General features: G+C 40.9%; 18 protein-coding genes and 3 pseudogenes. 2 read left to right on the top strand and 19 right to left on the bottom strand.

Annotation, left to right across the window (positions count from 1 at the left end):
• Positions 1-584 precede the first annotated feature (584 nt).
• From IM676_RS12705 to IM676_RS12685, 5 genes and pseudogenes are all read right to left on the bottom strand, one after another.
• The gene (locus IM676_RS12705; protein ID WP_200987239.1) at positions 585-1,181 is read right to left on the bottom strand and encodes a YdcF family protein; all 597 of its coding nucleotides are present in this window, start codon (positions 1,179-1,181) and stop codon (positions 585-587) included.
• A gap of 215 nt (positions 1,182-1,396) precedes the next feature.
• Positions 1,397-2,770, bottom strand: a complete 1,374-nt coding sequence (locus IM676_RS12700; RefSeq protein WP_200987238.1) for an RNA-guided endonuclease InsQ/TnpB family protein — start codon at positions 2,768-2,770, stop codon at positions 1,397-1,399.
• A 240-nt stretch (positions 2,771-3,010) separates the two neighbouring features.
• Entirely contained in the window at positions 3,011-3,499 is a 489-nt protein-coding gene (locus IM676_RS12695; RefSeq protein ID WP_200987237.1) for a DUF29 domain-containing protein, read from the bottom strand.
• Positions 3,500-3,946: 447 nt separating this feature from the next.
• Positions 3,947-4,042 (bottom strand): annotated as a pseudogene (locus tag IM676_RS12690) (DUF4351 domain-containing protein); the annotation flags it as partial.
• Positions 4,043-4,081: 39 nt separating this feature from the next.
• Positions 4,082-5,260, bottom strand: a complete 1,179-nt coding sequence (locus tag IM676_RS12685) for an RNA-guided endonuclease InsQ/TnpB family protein (protein ID WP_200990196.1) — start codon at positions 5,258-5,260, stop codon at positions 4,082-4,084.
• 76 nt (positions 5,261-5,336) lie between these two features.
• Here IM676_RS12685 and IM676_RS20230 point away from each other — a divergent pair.
• Positions 5,337-5,436 (top strand): annotated as a pseudogene (locus tag IM676_RS20230) (transposase); the annotation flags it as partial.
• A 118-nt stretch (positions 5,437-5,554) separates the two neighbouring features.
• Here the strand turns inward: IM676_RS20230 and IM676_RS19850 are convergent.
• From IM676_RS19850 to IM676_RS12635, 10 genes and pseudogenes are all read right to left on the bottom strand, one after another.
• Complete coding sequence (locus tag IM676_RS19850; RefSeq protein WP_225880354.1) at positions 5,555-5,812, bottom strand: Rpn family recombination-promoting nuclease/putative transposase; 258 nt, start codon at positions 5,810-5,812, stop codon at positions 5,555-5,557.
• A 121-nt stretch (positions 5,813-5,933) separates the two neighbouring features.
• Positions 5,934-6,074: pseudogene (locus IM676_RS19845) on the bottom strand (DUF2887 domain-containing protein); the annotation flags it as partial.
• 88 nt (positions 6,075-6,162) lie between these two features.
• Positions 6,163-7,152: an MraY family glycosyltransferase gene (locus tag IM676_RS12670; protein ID WP_200987236.1), complete on the bottom strand. Its 990-nt coding sequence runs from the start codon at positions 7,150-7,152 to the stop codon at positions 6,163-6,165.
• A 325-nt stretch (positions 7,153-7,477) separates the two neighbouring features.
• A complete protein-coding gene (locus IM676_RS12665) occupies positions 7,478-8,368 on the bottom strand; it encodes an NAD-dependent epimerase/dehydratase family protein (protein ID WP_200987235.1) in 891 nt (296 codons plus the stop codon).
• Between the two features lie 12 nt (positions 8,369-8,380).
• Positions 8,381-9,490 carry a glycosyltransferase family 4 protein gene (locus tag IM676_RS12660; protein WP_200987234.1) on the bottom strand — a complete coding sequence of 370 codons (1,110 nt, stop codon included), beginning with the start codon at positions 9,488-9,490 and terminating at the stop codon, positions 8,381-8,383.
• A 214-nt stretch (positions 9,491-9,704) separates the two neighbouring features.
• Complete coding sequence (locus IM676_RS12655) at positions 9,705-10,712, bottom strand: NAD-dependent epimerase (protein WP_200987233.1); 1,008 nt, start codon at positions 10,710-10,712, stop codon at positions 9,705-9,707.
• A 570-nt stretch (positions 10,713-11,282) separates the two neighbouring features.
• Positions 11,283-12,359, bottom strand: a complete 1,077-nt coding sequence (locus IM676_RS12650; protein WP_200987232.1) for an RNA-guided endonuclease InsQ/TnpB family protein — start codon at positions 12,357-12,359, stop codon at positions 11,283-11,285.
• 137 nt (positions 12,360-12,496) lie between these two features.
• Positions 12,497-12,946 (bottom strand): DUF29 domain-containing protein, encoded by a 450-nt coding sequence (locus tag IM676_RS12645; RefSeq protein ID WP_200987231.1) that lies wholly within the window; start codon positions 12,944-12,946, stop codon positions 12,497-12,499.
• A gap of 139 nt (positions 12,947-13,085) precedes the next feature.
• A complete protein-coding gene (locus IM676_RS12640; protein ID WP_225880353.1) occupies positions 13,086-13,223 on the bottom strand; it encodes a hypothetical protein in 138 nt (45 codons plus the stop codon).
• Positions 13,224-13,465: 242 nt separating this feature from the next.
• A complete protein-coding gene (locus IM676_RS12635) occupies positions 13,466-13,894 on the bottom strand; it encodes a DUF29 family protein (protein ID WP_200987230.1) in 429 nt (142 codons plus the stop codon).
• A gap of 215 nt (positions 13,895-14,109) precedes the next feature.
• On the opposite strand from IM676_RS12635, the gene IM676_RS12630 reads away from it, so the two are divergent.
• Positions 14,110-14,679 (top strand): Uma2 family endonuclease, encoded by a 570-nt coding sequence (locus IM676_RS12630; protein WP_200987229.1) that lies wholly within the window; start codon positions 14,110-14,112, stop codon positions 14,677-14,679.
• A 143-nt stretch (positions 14,680-14,822) separates the two neighbouring features.
• Here the strand turns inward: IM676_RS12630 and IM676_RS12625 are convergent, their stop codons facing one another.
• The 4 genes from IM676_RS12625 to IM676_RS12610 all read right to left on the bottom strand — a co-directional run bounded on the left by IM676_RS12625 (position 14,823) and on the right by IM676_RS12610 (position 18,822).
• Positions 14,823-15,263: a DUF29 family protein gene (locus IM676_RS12625; RefSeq protein ID WP_200987228.1), complete on the bottom strand. Its 441-nt coding sequence runs from the start codon at positions 15,261-15,263 to the stop codon at positions 14,823-14,825.
• 274 nt (positions 15,264-15,537) lie between these two features.
• The gene (locus tag IM676_RS12620) at positions 15,538-16,533 is read right to left on the bottom strand and encodes a hypothetical protein (RefSeq protein WP_225880352.1); all 996 of its coding nucleotides are present in this window, start codon (positions 16,531-16,533) and stop codon (positions 15,538-15,540) included.
• Between the two features lie 11 nt (positions 16,534-16,544).
• Entirely contained in the window at positions 16,545-17,702 is a 1,158-nt protein-coding gene (locus IM676_RS12615) for a glycosyltransferase family 4 protein (protein WP_200987226.1), read from the bottom strand.
• Between the two features lie 16 nt (positions 17,703-17,718).
• Positions 17,719-18,822: a glycosyltransferase gene (locus IM676_RS12610; protein ID WP_200987225.1), complete on the bottom strand. Its 1,104-nt coding sequence runs from the start codon at positions 18,820-18,822 to the stop codon at positions 17,719-17,721.
• Positions 18,823-19,217: the final 395 nt, after the last annotated feature.

Below are 19,217 nucleotides of genomic sequence, written 5' to 3'. Positions count from 1 at the left end.
CAACTATGGCATTTCCCATGGTCGTGAGGTACACAGTTTTTCTGTTTTAGGAAACACACTGAACACACAGAATAAATTGGTGTGTACTTGATCAGACAGAGGAAAGGCTTTAAGAGGATGTTTGGAAAGTATTAAACAGGTAATTTTTATATTAGGGAACACCGGAACACCGGAACACCGGAACACCGGAGCAGGGAATGGGGGACACTCCGAAACAATAAAATCCAGTCCCCTCCCCTTACAAGGACAAGACAAGGTGGACAAGGTGGACAAGGTGACAAGGGAGAAAAACAGTACAAAGTCTGTATTTTTAGTAAGAAAAATAGTCCCTTAAAAGACCATTGTCCGTATAAAATCTTCCTTGTCCACTTTCCTTCCTTGTCTTCCTAGTCTTGCCTTCACAGATCATATTAAAAACCTACCCTTGCAAGGAGAGGGTGGGGTGAAACAATAGTTGATACACTAATCATGACTTATCAAACATCCTTTAAGCATTAATAATGAAATCCCCGAATTCTCGTAACAATTGTACATTACCAGGAGTCGGGGATATTTGGCGTATATTGCTTAGTAAATTTACAAACTTATGATCTGCTATTCCCTGTCGCCGATTGCAAGCGGGGATTGTAACTGGCTCCGGTGCGTCCGGTAACTAACCACAGAACTGAGCGCCCTATGTCCCTAGCAATACGGGGTCGAGCTTCTCGCCGATATTTTTGGGAGGGGACGGGGACGGGAGTAAAGGCGATTCCCTGACTACCAAAGACAATAGTGGCGATCGCCTGGGAGCGGCGCATATGGTAGTCTGAGGTGACGAGATAGACGTGGCGAATATTATTTTGTTGCAAAGGTGCAACCATTGTTGTAAAATTAGTAACTGTATCTGTAGCCCTGTTGTCATACTGGATGCGATCGCCTCCCTGTAGCTTTTGGCGGTGAAGGTCACCTAAGATGCGGCGGATTTCCGGGTCGCCCACGGAAACCCAGATGGGAAGGTCAGGGAATTCTTGAGCCATTTCTCGGGTAAATTTGGCTCTGCTGCTGTCCCCACTAAGCATCAAGATAGCTTGGGGGTGGGGATTTTGTTGAAGTGCTATGGCTAGACGCAGGGGGATACCGGTGGCTATAGTGAACATTCCCAAGCAACCAGCTAGGGTCAATAGGCGCAGAGGTTTGAGCATATCCATGGATAAGATTTCAGCTATATGCCTATGTTAGAGGCAAATTTTTCATCTGAGACAATTTTCCCCAGATATCTGTTTATCTGACCTTTACCTGAGATCCTAGCCACTGGTTAAATGAGGCGATCGCCCTTTGGACTTCTGGTAAAATTACTTCTATTTGCTGGGTTGACTTCTCCCTTGGTTGAAACACAAGGGATTCTAAACTGATGTTGCTACGCGGTCTGAAGACACGCTACGCAACGTTTACGATATGATTTATTTAACCTAATAAACAAGTCATATCGTTGTGGCACAGTCAAAGATGCCCTACCCACCTCGGCTAAACATAAACCTAGCTGTGTGGTTACTTTTCTTAAAATATTTGCTGCAGCTTGAGCATCTGCGGAGGTTAATAATCCTTTGGCAGATTGGTATAATCCACGTTTTACCCTTTTACCTGACGGTTTCCATCCTGCGGGTTTTTCACCATGCTTGTAGAGGCTATCGTCATCCAGGTAAGACGCTTTTGATGTATACGCCTCTTCCGTTAATGTCACAACAATTCCATATTCATTAGCCAATTCCTTTAATCTTTGAATCAATCTCCCTGTGGGGATGGGGACAAAGTTTTGATTGTTTGCCTTACCTAAATTAGCATTAACTTTTTGTCCTTGATTCCATCCAATAACTATATTTCCTATCTGGTCATTCAGGCATTTGTTAACAATGAATCTAGCTGCTTTGTTAATGGCATCTCGCATCTGGTTATTGCGTTTGCGTTGAATGCGGTCAAGGTTAGCATCCCAATAAAAATCAGACTTACCTTGCTTATATTTAGCAACTAAACGGCAATAACCTTGATTCATTGATTTGAGTTTCTTACCATCAATGATTAAACTTTTGCCAAGAGTAGAAACACCTGTTAACCAATTAGTCCCTCCGTGGTCAAATCCCCATGCTTGGGAGTAATCAAGATGTGGTTTGTTTTCAATTGGTTGCTTACCATCATCAATTACCCAGTCAATCCAGAAAAGACCATAATAAGGACGAACTGTTACTTCCTTTACCCAATCGGAATCAATAAAATCAGGCAAGGTTAGCTTGATATCTGTGATTAATTCTGGTTTGGTTTCTTTGCTTATTGATGGCTTGAAATAACCATCTTTAAAAGTAAGTGCTTGCCTTGGGAATGTTACTGCGGCTAATCCTCCTTTTTTACGATACTTAGGTAATGAGGGTCTATCAAGCTCCCCGTTGTAATAAGCTTTAACCAATCGGTTGTAACTGGTTATTGCTTCACCAACTAGTTTTAAGGTTTGTTGTGCTGCTTGTGCGGCTAAACCTTTGTAATGGGGATTATCTTTAAGAGTTTTATCTAATTCCGGGTAAGTTGTTTGGCAATAATAAGTTTTCCATCCACTACGCAATTCGTCGCCAGACCAATAAGTTGTCAAAGCATTATCCATGCTTTCCAGTCGTGCGTAATGACTTTGACGAGTATAGTAAATCGCACAATTTATTAAGCTATTCGAGTGTTGGCATTGGTCAACCCAAAAAGCTTTTTCTTCATCAGTGAATTTAGCTCTGATTGGAATTGTTCTGTACAATCTTTACTCACCTCCTAAACAGGAGGATAGTTGAAACATTGTAACTGTGGCTGGGTAAATGTCTTTTCTTCCTAGGTTATGCAAACCATATATAGCAACCGCCAAGGTGGTTAGGACATAAGTAGAAGATAAAACCATTGAAATTCAACCGTTTCAAGGCTACGCCCTGCCCCCTGCCCCCTGCTCCCTGCTCCCTGCTCCCTGCCCCCTGCCCCCTGCTATATTTCGATAATTGGATATTTAGATTTGTGTATTTATATTGAGTGTTTCGGGTAACCAGGTTTCATCTAAAACCTGTTCTAGTGTGGCGATAGGTGCTTTGGCAAAGCTACTTAAAGGTACTTGTGACTTATCACTGACTATTTCTGTAGCATCTTGATAACATTCCCACAGAATTTCATGGAGATAACTTTTTAAACTGGGGCTATCTTCTAACTCATCTTTAATTTGCTTGCGAAAATTACGGATTTCCCCTTGCCAATGAAAACGATTTCTCTCGACTTCAGATTGCCAATAGGTTAATTTAAGTAAATGCTCCCATAAATTTCTTAACAGACTCTTGAGTTTCTTTTTCTCCCGCCGACTCAAATCCCATACCTCATCAATTAAGTTATCCCAGTCAACGGAGTTAAAGTCACGATTGTGCAGTTGTTTAACAGTCTCCAGCACCCAGAGATGGTAATCAGTATCATATAGGCTGGGGGACACCTGTGGTAATTTGGCTTCCATTTTACTTGCTTCCTCATCCGGCGTGCTTGAGCTATTTCTATTTTAAGTTACTGAAACATCCTACAAACTCCAGTAATTTGTGGTATCTATCAAAATATAGTGGGAGCGTGAGAACCCCTGCGCTTTAGCGAGGGGATGAAAAGCGACTCAACAGGATTTACCCGGTCGTATCCTGACTACAAAAAACTTATTGACAGGGCATTTCTGATTAGTTAGGATAAAAAAGCATCCACAAATATGGTGAAAAACCCAAAAGATGTTTTCCTTAAGTAGCCACACAGCTAGATTTATTTTTAGCCGAGGTGGGTAGGGCATTTTGACTGTGCCACAACGATATTATTTATTCAAATTTTTAAATCAATAATATCGTAAACTTTGCGTAGCGTGTCTTCAGACCGCGTAGCAACATCAGTTTAGAATCCCCTGTGATTCTATCCAGGGGAGAAGTCAATTTTCCTGATGTGTACCATTTAACCAAGCTTCTAGGTCAGCCATGGTAGTAAAATCTAGGAGGGCTTCCCCTAGGGACTCCAGTTGATTCAGTTGACACTCCCCATGCCTGAAGGCAGGGGATTCGGTGCGTCACTGACGTTCCTTGCCTTTAGAGGTCTTACGACCAACAGAAGTAGAGGGAACATCTCGACTGGCGTTACTTTGGGGTTGCCCACCCCTAGCGTTTGCACGACTTAAAATTACTTTGGCTGCATTCACATCACGTTGTTCTATGTGACCACAATGCAAGCAAGAATGAGTTCTAGTGCTAAGTGATTTGTAAACTATTGCACCACAATTACTGCATTCTTGGCTAGTGAAATGAGGCGGAACAGCGATTATTTCCCGTCCAAATTTCTCTCCAAAGTATTCGAGCCACTGGCGAAAGTTGTACCAAGACGCATCAGAAATACTCTTAGCAAGCTTGTGGTTTCTCACCAACCCACTAACATTTAAATCTTCCAAGACCACCTTAGCGTTAGCTAGGCATAAGTTACGCGCCAATCGTTTGGCGTGTTCATTCCTTTGTCGAGTTACTTTTAAATGTTTGCGAGCATAAACACCACTGGCTTTCTTTCTACCAGATGACCCTTTCTTTTTCTTGTAAATACTGCGCTGAACTCGCTTGATATCTTTTTCAGCTTTACGTAAATATCTAGGGTTTTCTTGATGATTGCCATTGCTATCAGAGTAGAAATACTCTAACCCTACATCGATACCAATTTCAGATGTAGTTAATGGAGCTTCCTGTTTATTATCTGCTTTCACACAGAACTGAACATAATATCCATCCGCACGGCGAACAATCCTAACTCTCTTAATTAGCTCTACAGGATAAGTGTGGATATCCCACTTACCCAACAATTTGAGTTCACCAATACCTTTTTTATCAGTAAAGGTAATACGACGTTTTGTGGGGTGAAGCTTCCAAGATTGTTGTTTATATTCAACAGAGCGATTATGCTTTTTAAATCTTGGATACCCTTTGTTTCCGGGTTTTTTAGCCTTGCAGTTAGCGAAAAATCTATTGATAGCACGTTCTACATTCTCAACAGACGCTTGACAAGCGTGACTGCTCAAATCTCTCACAAATTCATATTCTGCTCGTAATTGAGTGTTGTATTTGTACAATTCTTTTTTGCCAATACCGCGATTATCTATCCAGTATCTAAGCACCTTGTTTCTAACAAACTGACTCGTGCGAACAGCTTCATCTATGGCTTTTGACTGCGCTTTTTTGACAACTGCTTTGTACTCCATTACCAACACTCTTAAATCACCTCCTTGATATTTATCTTTGCTTAAAATAATTATAGCCTGTAGCTGCATAAGTCAACAGGGTTCCATGCAAAAATTCAAATCAAACAAGAATGTTGTTTATTCGTGTAAATATCATGTTATTTTTCTGTCCTAAATATAGAAGACCAGTTCTCGTGAACGCGATCGCTTTTTGTTTCCACTGTTGGGTATGCGCCATTAGAGATAGTTAAAATGTACATTCAAAATCAAAAAGAAACTTAACAGCGATTAAAATCGCCAACGTCTAGCCCCCATAAATAGAATTTAGGGGCTAGCTCGCCGTTGTATTATTGGTCTTTGTGTGAATTGTGTTTTGTTCTCTACATTTTGCAGTAGTTTTTGGGCTGCTTCACCTACCCGGTTTTGAGGGAGAACGATTAACTGCAATATTCCCAGGTTAGGACTTAGGTCTGTTTCTGATAGCAAGTCTTTCAGGTAAAGTCTCTGTACTTTTTTCTCTAAATCTCCATAAGGTATAGCAACCGCCAAGGTGGTTAGGACACAAACAGAAGATAAAACCATTGAAATTCAACCGTTTCAAGGCTACGCCCTGCCCCCTGCCCCCTGCTCCCTGCCCCCTGCCCCCTTGGGCTTCCAGAAATACTATGGGTAGGTTGAGGTCGTCCCCTATGGGAGTTAATACCCCATCGTGGCGAAATTCCTGTTCTTTAATCACTGGGGCGCAGTATTCAAACTCACAGTCTGGCGGGATTCCCGGTATAAGTTCAGCAAGGATACCTGGTTGAGTTAGGAATATACGGTAAAATAGCTTATCTGTTTTCATCTTTTTTCAGAGCCGCGATCGCCCCCAGGGTAGTGTTAAAGGCGCACAGGTACAGAAGCTGAGTTGGTCACGGAGTTATTTACTTGCATCACACATCATCTTTTACGTCTTTTGTCAATACTTTCTCACGGGAATATGTAGTAAGTTGCTTTAAATACATTTCCAGAAAGGCGATCGCGGCTATTGTTATGAGTAAGTTTATCCAGGCTCCAACGCTACCCAACAGATAAATGTTCAGGGCTATGGCACTGGTAAATATCATATAGCTAATGGCTACCTGGGAGTGATTCCATCCGGATTGGTGTAACCGTTGATATAAGTGAGTGCGATGGGCTTTAAAAATGTTTTCCCTGCGCTTTAACCGGCAAATTAAGGTATAAATAGCGTCTCCAGCGATGGGTAGGGTGATGGTTAAGGCCGACCATGCTTGCACAGCAGAGCCATCATGGGAATAATTCAATAGGGCTATGGCTACTGTAGCCCCTAAGACAGTACTACCCACATCTCCCATAAATATCTTGGCGGGTGACCAGTTCCAGTACAGAAATCCCGCTAGAGCAGCGATTAGCAGCACCCATAGAGGTTGATTTCCCATCATTGCTATCAAACTCAGTTGAATCATGGTTATCCCCCCTACTAAACCATCTAAACCATCCATGAAGTTGTAGAAGTTAATCAGGGCGGTCATACCCAGGAGGGTGAGGAGGATAGCGACTGTAATACCAACCGCACCGAGGTTAGTTAACCAGGGTTGGGGAAAGATCCCAAAGAAAGATATGGCAATACTGGTTGCAACTATCTGCACTAAGTATCTCAGTCTAGCTGGAATTTGCCAACGGTCATCCAGCAAGCCAACCACTGTCAGAGGTAGGAGTACTAACCAGATGTGGCTGACATTGATCTGGTCTGTACTGACGGTATTGGGGGTGGATAGCCAGGAAAAGCACCAACTGACAATGAAAAAGGAGGCTACAAAACCCAGTCCTCCCCCTCTGGGGGTGGGTTGAGTGTGGGAACTGCGCTCATTGGGAATATCTATGAGATGGGCGCTAAGTTGATTTTTGATCAGATAGACCAACAGACAACTAAGCAGGAAACTCAGGGGAATGAATATGAAGTAAATCACTTGGTATGAAATTGGTATTAGATTTTAGATGTCTAAGTTAAAGCAAGTAGATGCATGGAGTGTAATTTATAACTCTTTGTATAAAATTAATGATTAATATTTGCTACTATAATCTGTAATAGCCACTACTCAGATCCCCGACTTCTGCTGATAATCTTCTCATCTGCTCACAAGTACTGATAGAAGTCGGGTATCTTTTACAGAGGCGTTGGGCTACAGCTTTTTTGCCTAGGAGGGATGCTGTAAATTCCAATTTTCCAAATACCAGGTAATCATTTTAAATAATCCTTTGTGCCCGCATCAGGGCGATTTCTTCTCTCAGACCTGTTTCTAATGAGCGGGGCGTAAAACCAAAGTCTCGTGTAGCTGCTGCGTAAGAATAGGTTTTATCTTCTTGGAGTCGCAGAATTTGTTCCCGTCTCACTGGGGAACGTCTACCCAGGGTTTTCTCCAGGAGAGTAGCTAAAATAATACCCATGGTAAGGGGTAGAGAAAGCTGATATACAGGTTTACCCATGAGTTGGCTTAGGAGTTTGAGCAGGTCTCGAAAGGTGATAATGGTTTCCCCAGAAAGGTCGTAGGCTCCCTGGATATGAGGAGATTGCCAAACATCGAGGAGAGCTTGGGCTAAGTCCTCAGTATGGACTGGTTGTAGGAGATTATTACCCTTACCGAAGACAGGAAAGAATTGATACCGATGGCAAAACTTGATCAGCTTGTGTAGGTTTTTGTCTTTGGGAGAACCATAAATCATGGTTGGGCGTAGCAAGGAATAGGACCCACCATACTGGGATAGAACTTTTTCTGCTTCTTTATACTCGGCTGAATATTGGTTGTATTGAGAGTAAACCCCTGTGGTACCAATGATAATTAATCGCGGAGTTTGCTGGAATTTATTCAAGCTATCGAGGAGGGTAGGAATCTGACGCAGTTGGACTAAATGAATGATAGTTGTAAAAGTTGCTTGGGATAGAACTGTGTCCCATGTATTGGGGTTAGCGCTGTCGCCTTGGTAATAGGTAAGTTTGAGATTTAGGGAGTTTATGAAATCGCAGTTACTGCTAGGACGGACTAAGCAACTGATTTCCAATCCAGCATGAAGAGTGGCAATTTTTTGTAGGAGTAGTCCACCGGTGAGTCCTGTGGCTCCTGTTAATAATGTTTTCATAATATAAGTTATTTATCCCTGAGATTTAGATTTGAGTAATATGTTTTCATAGGTCTGGTAAGTTTCAGTAAACATATGATCAAAGGTAAATTCTTGTTCATATCTTTGTCGGGCTGCGTTTCCCATTTTGTAACGTAATTCCGCATTTTTGATTAATTGCTTGAGTCGGTTTTCCAAGGTTTGCACATCACCGCGAGGGATGGTGAAACCAGAAACCCCTTCATCAATAGCTTCTGCTGCTCCACCAACATCAGAAGCAATCACTGGTAGTCCCGCTCGCATGGCTTCAATAATAGTTAGGGGAAAGCCTTCCCAATGGGAGATTAGGGCAAATATTTGGGCTTGAGCTAAGACTTGAGGGATGTCTTGGCGGAAGCCCAGAAAGTTTACTGTTTGGGAAAGACCTAATTTAATAGCGAGGTTTTTGATATTATCTAGTCCAAGGCCATCTCCCACCAAGTTGAGTTGAGCACCGGATACTCTTTGAAAGGCTTGGAGCAAGGTGTAGTGATCTTTTTGTTTATCAAACCGGGCTACCATGACAATTTTGACTGGCTCACTATCTGCGGGGTTCGCCCTCAGGGATGGGGAAATATCTGGCATACCATTGTGAATGGTTTTAAGTCGCTTTGGGTTCATACCAGTTTTTAACCCGATATATCGGTCGTGGTCAGACACACAGATAATTTGATTGGCCAATGGTTCTGCTAATCGCTCAATGATTTGATAAATTTTGCGGGTAGGTTGAGGAACACCTTCAGTAAAAGCCCAACCGTGGGCTGTGAACAAGCAAGGAGTTTTGGTGATTTTCCCTGCTAAACGCCCCAAAATTCCTGCTTTACTGGAATGGGTGCTAATAATATCGGGGCGGAATTGTTTAATAGTTTGGAGGAAAAACCGCAGGGTCTGCCAGTCTTGAAAGGGCTTAATCTGTTTGTGAAAAGTTGTACAAGCACGAAAGTCTATATTGTTGGTGTATAGGTCTTCCGTGTAAAGTCCCGGCATTCCAGTAATAACTAGTACTTGATGTCCATCAGCTTGTAAAGCCATACTCAAGTCACGCACATGAACTTGTACACCCCCAACTGTATCTGCGCGGGTGATTATATATAAGATTCTCATTATTAAGGTTGGTAAGTAGTATTCAGTTAGGTCTTAGAAGCACTGAAAAGCCAGATATACAAAGTTCTTCATCTGATAAATTTCTAAAGTTCTCGAGTTTAGATCCCCGACTTCTATCAGTACTTGTAATCAGATAACAAGATTGTGTTCAGAAGTCGGGGATCTTTGTCCTTGACCTATTAACTTAGAGGGTGTTTTCAAACTTATATTTAATTTATACCTGGTAATAATCTCTATACCAATCGATAAAACGCCCGACACCGACATCAATGGGAGTGGCGGGTTTAAAGCCCACATCTGCAATTAAATCATCCACATCAGCATAGGTCATGGTTACATCTCCGGGTTGCAGAGGCAACATATTCTTTTGCGCCTTCATCCCCAAGCAGTCTTCTATCACCTCAATGAAATGTAACAACTCCACAGGATTGTTATTACCAATGTTATAGATTTTATAGGGTGCTTTACTAGTCCCTGGGTCAGGTTTATCCCCTGACCAATGAGGATTACCTTGGGGGATATTATCGGTAACTCTTACCACCCCTTCGATAATATCATCAATGTAAGTAAAATCACGTTTCATTTTACCATAGTTGAATACATCAATGGGGTTACCTGATAAAATGGCTTTGGTAAATAAAAAGTACGCCATGTCTGGTCTTCCCCAAGGACCATAAACGGTAAAAAAGCGCAGTCCGGTGGTGGGTAAGCCGTAGAGGTGGCTGTAAGTATGTGCCATTAGCTCGTTGGCTTTTTTACTGGCAGCATATAAACTAATGGGGTGGTCTACGTTGTCATGGATGGAAAAAGGGGTTTTAGTGTTGGCTCCATAGACAGAACTGGAGGAGGCAAATACTAAATGTTTGACTTGGGAGTGACGACAACCTTCTAAGATGTTGGTGAATCCCAGAATATTACTGTTAATATAGGCGTGGGGATTTTGGAGAGAATACCTCACCCCAGCTTGGGCTGCAAGGTTGACAACTACATCAAATTGATGTGTTGTAAATAGGTTGTTGATTCCCTCTTGATCCCCTAAGTCTAGTTGAGTAAAGGTGAATAGCTGCTGTGATTGCAGTTGAGCCAGGCGAGCTTGTTTAAGGAAAACGTCATAGTAGTTATTCAGGTTATCGAGTCCTATAACTTCATCACCGCGGTTTAATAGTCGGTCGCTCAGGTGGAAGCCAATAAAGCCTGCAGCACCTGTAACTAAGATTTTCATTTTTTTAACTTCCCGGTCAATATTACAGATTAAGGAAATAAATTTATCCTATTCTAGACATTAGGGTGTTTTATCGTGATGCCTAAGAGGATGTTTGATAAGTTTTATAAGGTGATTTTTATCTTAGGGAACAGGGAACAGGGAACAGGGAACACATCCAACACACAAAAAATAATCAAATCCAGTCCCCTCCCCTTACAAGCTTACAAGGGTAGGTATTTTACATTGTCGTGAGGGCAAGACAAGGTGGACAAGGTGAGAAGGGAGGAAAACAGTACAAAGTCTGTATTCTTTAGTCACAAAAATAGTCCGGCAAAAAACCATTGTCCGTATAAAATCTTCCTTGTCCACTTTCCTTCCTTGTCTTCGGTGGTCTTGGCTTCACAGATCATATTAAAAATCTACCCCTGTGAGGGGTGAGGGTGGGGTGAAACAATCTTTGATACACTAATCATGACTTTCCAAACATCCTCTAAGGAAACCAATTCTGCTATATAAATCCTAGACAAGTCTAGACATTTATTTCTTACTTCGATGGGAGCATGGGAGCGGTTATCCCTCAGTAAGCTTTCAAGGTTTAGCCAACCTCGATAAGTTGATTGCTGCGTTTAAATCTCTATCCACCGAATGACCACAACTTCCACAGTTGTAAATTCTTTCTTTTAGTGGCATATCTTGGATATGCCCACAATTTGAACAGGTCTTACTTGATGGATAAAATCTGTCAGCAATTAGAATTTTGCAACCAAACTTTCTTGCTTTGTATTCTAACTGGCGCTTAAGTTCATAAAAACCACAATCAGCTATTACTTGGGCTAATTTGTGATTTGAAATCATCCCAGAAACGTTTAAATCTTCTACTACTATTTTTGCGTGGTTTTTGCATAAGAAAGTAGTGATTTGGTGAAGAGTATTTTTTCTAAGATTAGCTACTCTAGCGTGATGTTTAGCCAGTTTAATTTTAGCTTTGTATCGGTTATTTGAACCTTTGTTTTTGCGAGCAAACTTTTTAGATAGTCTTTTTAGCTTCTCTAAATTAGCTTTGTAATGCTTAGGATTAGGAAACACTACCCCAGTAGAAAGTGTAGCTAGTTCCTTGACCCCTAAATCCACCCCTACAATCTCGTGCTGCTTATCTATTGCTTTGTGTTCTTGCTCGTAAGCAAAAGCAATGAACCAGCTATTAGCAGTCTTTGATATTGTGATTGATTTACAGGTTGTGTGTGGCAAACCTTCATAAGTTTTTATCCATCCAATCGTCGGTAGCTTTATTGATTTGCCGCCTACTGGAATTGGCTTACCTCCAGCATCAATGGTAAAGGAGTCTCTATGTCCTTTCTTTTTAAACTTAGGATATCCACCTTTACCGCTAAAGAATCTAGAAAAAGAATCGCCTAAATGGTCGAAAGTATATTGAGTTATTTTCTGACAAATACCCTTTTCTCTAATCCACTCAAACTCAGGTTTAACATGATTATTAAAGAATTTCTTCAGAATATATTTGTTGGGCTTTAATCCATCTTTATAAAGATTATTCCAAGTCGCTAAACCCCAGTTGTAAGTAAACCGCGCAATACCTGCGTGTTTATTCATTATTATTTCTTGGGTTTTACTCAGTTTCAACTTTGTTTTGATGGATAAAAGCATTGCTCGACCTCAACACTGTGTAATGTCTTGACTGACACCCCAATTTTCTTTGCAAACTCATGAGGTTTAAACATAAATACACTTATAGGTTTGTAGATAAGTGTATAGGTTTGTTTATTTAATTGTCAACTAGGCTACTACTCATTTAAAATTGTCTCCAGGTTAGTAATAGGTTCGACTGGGAAAGTACTTAGGGGTAATTGCGATCGCATGGAAGCAATTTCCCTTGCGTCTTGATAACATTCTATAAATATCTCTTTTAGATAGGTATTGAGGCTGGGACTCGCTTTTAATTCTCTTTTGATCTGTTTACGAAAGTTAGTGATTTCGGCTTGCCAGTGTGCTAAATTTCTCGGTTTTTCCGACTCCCAGTAAGTGCTTTTTAGCAGGTGCTCTATTAACAGGGTGAGTAAACTTTCCATGCGTCTTTTCTCCCGTCTACTCAAATCCCACACCTCATCAATTAAGTTACTCCAGTCAACGGAGTTAAAGTCACGATTCTCCAGTTGTTGCACAGTTTCCAGTACCCAGAGATGGTAATCAGTGTCATATAAGGTGGGAGACACCTGTGGTAATTTGGTTTCCATTCTACCAGCTTCCTTATCCTGCGGTTGGCTTCAGCTATTCCTATTTTAAGAGGATGTTTAGTAAGTTATGATTAGTGTATCAAAGATTGTTTCACCCCACCCTAACCCTCCCCTTGTAAGGGGAGGGGACTTGATTTTATTATTTTTTGTGTGTTCTGCGATCGCGGTTGATATCAAAGCCCACTACATCTGGGAATTTTTCTGCTAGGGCTAAAGCCACGGGTAAGCCAACATAGCCTAAACCGAGCACGGCAATGCGATGATTACTTGATTTCATAGAAGATAAAAAGTTTTGATAAATCTAGGTAAAAATTCTACCACAATAAGTGCAAAATAAGTGATAGATTGATCACTCTATGGGGTGGGGGGAGTATTAATTGCAAGCGATCGCTCTCTGACATTTCTTAGTAACGTACTTGTGCGATCGCCTTTCATTGTAATAATAAATTGTCACACTCAGTATAGTTATTTATACATTAGTTCGATTAGGTTACAATTGTAACCGTTTCACAATCACCATTACTTTGCAGCTAAAATCAGAGATAATCCCAGATCAATAATCTCCTGGCGATCGACCATTTTCTCTAAACTTTCTATATCGTAAATCCCCTCTGCTACTTCCAAGGATGCAGCATTTAGTGCTTGTTCATAGCTATCTTCTAGACAGAGGCGCAGTTCTGTGGGTTGGAGATAATACCCTCCTGCTTTGCGTCGTTTATTTTTCCTTTGAATCTCCAGAGCAGAATTACGAATTGAAACATCCCAAGAGCGTGTTGTGCGATTTTCAGCTTGTTGTTTAATCAGATGCAGGAGCAGAATTTTGGCATAACTACAAATATTATTGATTTTGTCGTCTCTGCTCATTTCTTCCAGGTCTTCCACAATGGCTAGCGCCCCAGAAATGTCACCTTGAAGCAACAAACCTTTTAATTCTAAGAGTTCTTCCATAGGTTAGGGTTATCTAGCTCATCTGTGGTCATATTTTAACATTTTCACCCTTTAGGAATGTGTGGAAGTATTATTCTTAACTACTGGTACTGGATTTACAGCAGTTTCTATTTAGAGAAATTGTGTTGACACTCCCACAATGGTCAAAACTTTCATTGCTGTGTTGGTATGACTGTTAAAATAGCTAATAAAAGCAATCTGTGGAATAAATAGCAATGATAGTTGCAAGTAATCAAAAGATCAGCTTTGAAGAGTTTGTTCAGTTTGACGACGGTACAGATACTTTATATGAATTGGAGAATGGACAATTAATACCCATGCCTGCCGAAAGTGAACTAAATTCTCGCATAGCAATGTTTTTAGTAGCCTGTTTTCTCAAGTTAGGTATTCCCTATTATCGGTTAAGAATGAAAACGGAAATTGCTGTGAACAGTGGACGGGTGGGGGTGCGTGTTCCTGACTTAGTGGTATTTTCCGAGGACTTGGCGAAGATCATGGAGGGAGCTAGTCGTTCTCTAATTTTAATGGATATGCCGCCGCCATTGTTGGTGGTTGAGATAGTCAGTCCCAATCAGGAAAGTCGGGATTATCGTTATAAACGTTCTGAGTATGCAGCGCGGGGAATTGCTGAGTATTGGATTGTTGATCCTATTAGTCAAAAGGTGACGGTTTTGGAATGGGTGGACGGTTTTTATGAGCAGGAGGTATACGTGGGAGATCAAATAATTGTGTCCCCTTTGTTTTCTGATGTCAAGTTGACCGCTGCTGAGGTTTTACAAGGATAAATTTAAAATTTTAAAAAAATTTTTATTTTTAATTCTCTGGGATTGGGCTGGTGGCATTTGCCCTGCTAGGCGCTCACCGTTCTCCAAACTGAAAGAATCTCCATATATGGAGTGACACTGAGGCACACCATGATCAAAACTATTCAGGTGTTGCTGTTGGCTGTGGGTTCAATCAAAGCCAGGGCTTGATTGATAATTTCCTGTTGATTTACCAAGGTTTCTAATTCCTCCGTTTCGTAACGTCCCCCTTCTACTTCCAGAGAGGCTTGATCAATAGCCATGGGATAAGCAACCTCTAGGATTTGAAGTAAATCTTCCGTATTTAGATAATATCCCCCAGCTTTGCGCCGCTTATTTTTCTCCCTAATTTCTCTGACATTATTGCGAATAGAAACATCCCAGGATCGCGTGGTACGCTTTTCTGCCTGTCGCTTAATTAAGTGCAGTAGCAGTATAACTGTGTAACTACGAATATTGTTGATTTTGTCATCCCGACTCATTTCTTCTAAGTCTTCAACAATGGCTAATGCTCCGGAAATATCACCTTGAAGCAACAAACCTTTTAATTCTAGGAGTTCTTCCATAGCTCAGGATGATTTAACTTAGCTTTTCTTCTAGTCAGATTTTAGCACTTGAGAATTGATTCCCAGAAAAAGGAGCGATCGCCTCCATTATATTGCCCTAGGAATAAAAGCCGTTGCTATCTATGCTAGATGGTTAAAAATGTCAACTGTGGACAGGCTGCCAACTTACAGCAGTGATGGGCGCTATCGCTTTTGCTATGTGGATTCAACTATAATTGACAGGTTAAATCGAATTTTATAATCCGATTTTGCTTTTGTGGGGTAAATAACAATACTAAAAAGGTTGAGGCGATTGCAATCGCCGATACCACAGTAATAAACCATATACAAATATTATAAATAAGAATGTGTATTTTCTCCAGCCTTTGAGATTGAGTAAATCTAGAATTACAATCAGAATAGAACTCTCAAAAATTCTAGCTGTCACTTCAACAAAAGGATATGTAGCTAGATAGAAAGTTATGCAGTAGGCAGAAATTGAATATTGCTTCAAATAGCGTTTCCCAGCCGATACCATGACAATAAGTACAATGAACCAAAATAACCAGCCCAGTCCAGACACATCAGCTGTTGTAAAATCATATTGATCTGCACGTCTATCGCCTAAGAAAGCTGATATCCGTCCTAAATTTAAGCTCAAGATAATGCCTATAGTGAAAACTATAGCGATTCTAATTTTTGTCTTAAAAGTAGTAAACCATGAAATGGTTCTATCTATCTGTGTCAGGAAAATTACAAAAAAAAACGAACTATGAATAAAAGGTGTTACTCCCACAAGAGCTATGCGACGCCAGTCTGAAAATAACATTCCCAACATAAATAATCCTATACCTAAACCCTGACGCAGGTGGGTGATGTAATTTTTTAAAATTACGGGTAACAGTAGTAAGATAACCATGAGAATAATATTACGAATCTTACTATTACTTAACTTTATAAAGCTGTAAGAACTCAGAAAACTTCCCATAAAAATAATAGTTTTCATGACGTTTTCCGGCTCTAATATATTTCTTAACCAAATGTTAATTAAGAGCCAAATAGGCTCATTAAATATCAAAGGCAAAATCCCTCTAGCTTGATTCCTCTCTAGTATTATCTCCGAAGATTGTGCATAAACTAAGAAATTTTGTCTATCTTTGAATTCAAACAGGGGAAGGCTCATGAGAATATAAGCATAGGTGAATGCAATTATAACTATTAAGACTTCCCTCAATAGGCCAGACAAACTAACTTGAAGTCTTTTAGTATTATCTTGTGATACATTTATCATACTCACGGCAATTAGTATTTATGTTGGCTATTAAATTTTACTGTGTAAACTTCTTGGTACAGTGACTCATAAAGATTAACTACATGATTAATTTCAAAGTTTTCCTGAATCCGATGGCGAGCTTGTTCCCCCAGGGTGAGACGCTGGGAACTTGGGAGACTGAGTAAGGATTCAACAGCCTCAGCTAAACCGATCATGTCATCGGGATCAACAACTTTACCTGTGTCCCCAACAATATAGGCTGAGTCCCCCACATCGCTAACCACACAAGGAACACCACACCCCATTGCTTCACCCAAAACATTGGGAAAGCCTTCGCCATAGGAAGAAGGAGAAACTAAAACATCCAGGGAAGCCATGAGCTGGGGGATGTCCTGACGCAGACCTAACAAATGGGTAACGTGGCTGACTTGAGCCTTATCTATGGCTTGCATCAGTACAGAATTATCGGTATCAATACCACTTCCAGCTAGTAAGAAATGCACATCTGGTCTTTTTTGATGCAGATAGCCAGCAGCTGCAAAAAAGCCTGTATGATTCTTCTGGGGGTTAAAGCGAGCAATCACACCGACTAGGGGTGTATCGGCTGCAATTCCTAACTCTTGTCGTACAGATTCACGAAAGTTTGGGTTGGGCTGAAATCGTTCTAGGTCAAAGCCATTGGGTGTGACTATGAATTTATCTGGAGCATAACCAAGTGATGTATGAATATCCTTGGCGACAACAGAACAGCACTGAATGCGATGGGGAATAATTGGGGATAGTCGCGCACATAATCCTGCAACCAAGCGAGTAGTGGCTTTATTCTTTTCTTTGGATAGATCACTATGGCGAATATTCCAAATTACCTTTGACACTCCAGCCATAGGAGCAGCCAATCCCCCCAGTAAGTCAGCATGATACATCCAGGTATGAACTATATCAGGTTGAGTGCGTTTTAATAACTTGACTAGCTTGAGTAAAGCCAAGGGATTGGGAATTGTGCGACTCATCCCCAAGGCTGTGACGGGAATACCCAAGGCTTGAATGCGTTTACCGATCGCACCAATATCAGTTAGGGATATGACTTGAGGGGTAAATTCTGGTGATAACCGCTCTAGAAGTTTGAGCAGCATCATTTCTGCACCACCAGTGTTGAGTCCGGTAATGATGAGAGTAAGTTTAATCACAGGGTCAAGAAAAATTTCAGAGTAGTATGGATAAATACTGATCAATAATAGTATCTAGCCCAAAGCGACTTTCCAAGATTTCCCTGGAAGGGCGTTGAGTTTCTCCCTGAAGACTAGCCATAATTGCCTCAGCCATAGCCTCCACATCCCCCACAGGAACCAGTTTTCCCCATTTACCATCTTCTAGGATTTCCCTCGGTCCACTGGGACAGTCGGTGGCTACTACTGGTGTACCACAGGCCATAGCCTGTAATAAAGCATTAGGCATACCTTCAAAACAGGAGGAAAGAACAAACACGGAGGCTTGTTTCATGTAAGGGAAGGGGTTATCGACAAATCCCGGTAAACTGACTTGTTCCTCCAAACCCAGACTTTTTACTAAAGACTCAAGTTTTGCTCTGTCTTCTCCCTCTCCTAAAATCATCAGTCGGGCTGAATGGTGCTGATTTAAGTGAGCGAAGGCACGAATCAATGTGGTGAAATCTTTTTGTGCTGTAAGTCTACCTACACCCAGAATTACAGGGGGTTTCTCTGGTGCAAACCAAGGATGGTTGAAAGGTTCTTGGATTTTATCCAAAAGTTCAGGCGTTATAGCTGGGTTATAAATTGTCGTGACTTGATTGTGGGGGATATTGTGCGATTTAACTAAGTCATCAGCAACTCCCTGAGAGACTGCGATTACCTGGTCAACCCAATTATTATAGGTATACTTGACTAACCCTGCTGTTACACGAGACCGAATACTCTTGCTGTGCTGTTTACTGGTGCTAATATTGTTGGCTACTCTAACCGCAATTTTCTGTGATCCTCTGGTCAAAGCACGACCAATAATTGCGATGACATTGGCATGGTCTAAGGTGGAGAGAATGGCATGGGGTTTTTCCGTCTTTAAGTAGCGAATTAAACTGGGTAAACTAGCTAGGACGCGAGGACAGTTTAAATCTATGACTCGCACTTGATCACTCACTAGGGGTAAATAGGGACCCTCGGCTTTAACTAGAACTAAATCCACAGCAAACCCGCGATGTGCAAAACCATTGGCAAGATATACCATAATTTTTTGTGCTCCGCCACCACCAAGGGATGGTAAAAACAGAGTGATTTTTTTACTTGAGTTCATCTGGTTAAGTGTATTTAAGTATCTTAAATATATAGGGTTAGTAGGCAATCAAGATTCTTGCCCAAAATAACCTATAAATGCCAAACATAATTGGCAACTTTAATCCCAACTTATAAAATAGACGACCTCTTTTGTTTGGACTGTTTTTCAAAAACAAATCTTCCACATAACAAACATTTTCAAATCCATTTTTTTGGAAGTAATTTAATATTTATATCCCCGATAGATAATTATTGCATGTGTTCAAATAAGTCTGATTTGCTCTAGCTATAGCTTTCGGATTCATACCTGTTTGATTGTTTTTTCTTACTCCCAACATTGCCCATATCAATAAATATGGGTAATTCCTGATAATCGAAGCGAATGGAACATAGACATGGGATTCAATAGGTCTC

Origin of the sequence: Anabaenopsis elenkinii CCIBt3563 (assembly GCF_015245355.1) — a bacterium.
Taxonomy (GTDB): domain Bacteria; phylum Cyanobacteriota; class Cyanobacteriia; order Cyanobacteriales; family Nostocaceae; genus Anabaenopsis; species Anabaenopsis elenkinii.
This window is presented reverse-complemented; position numbering and strand designations above follow the sequence as displayed.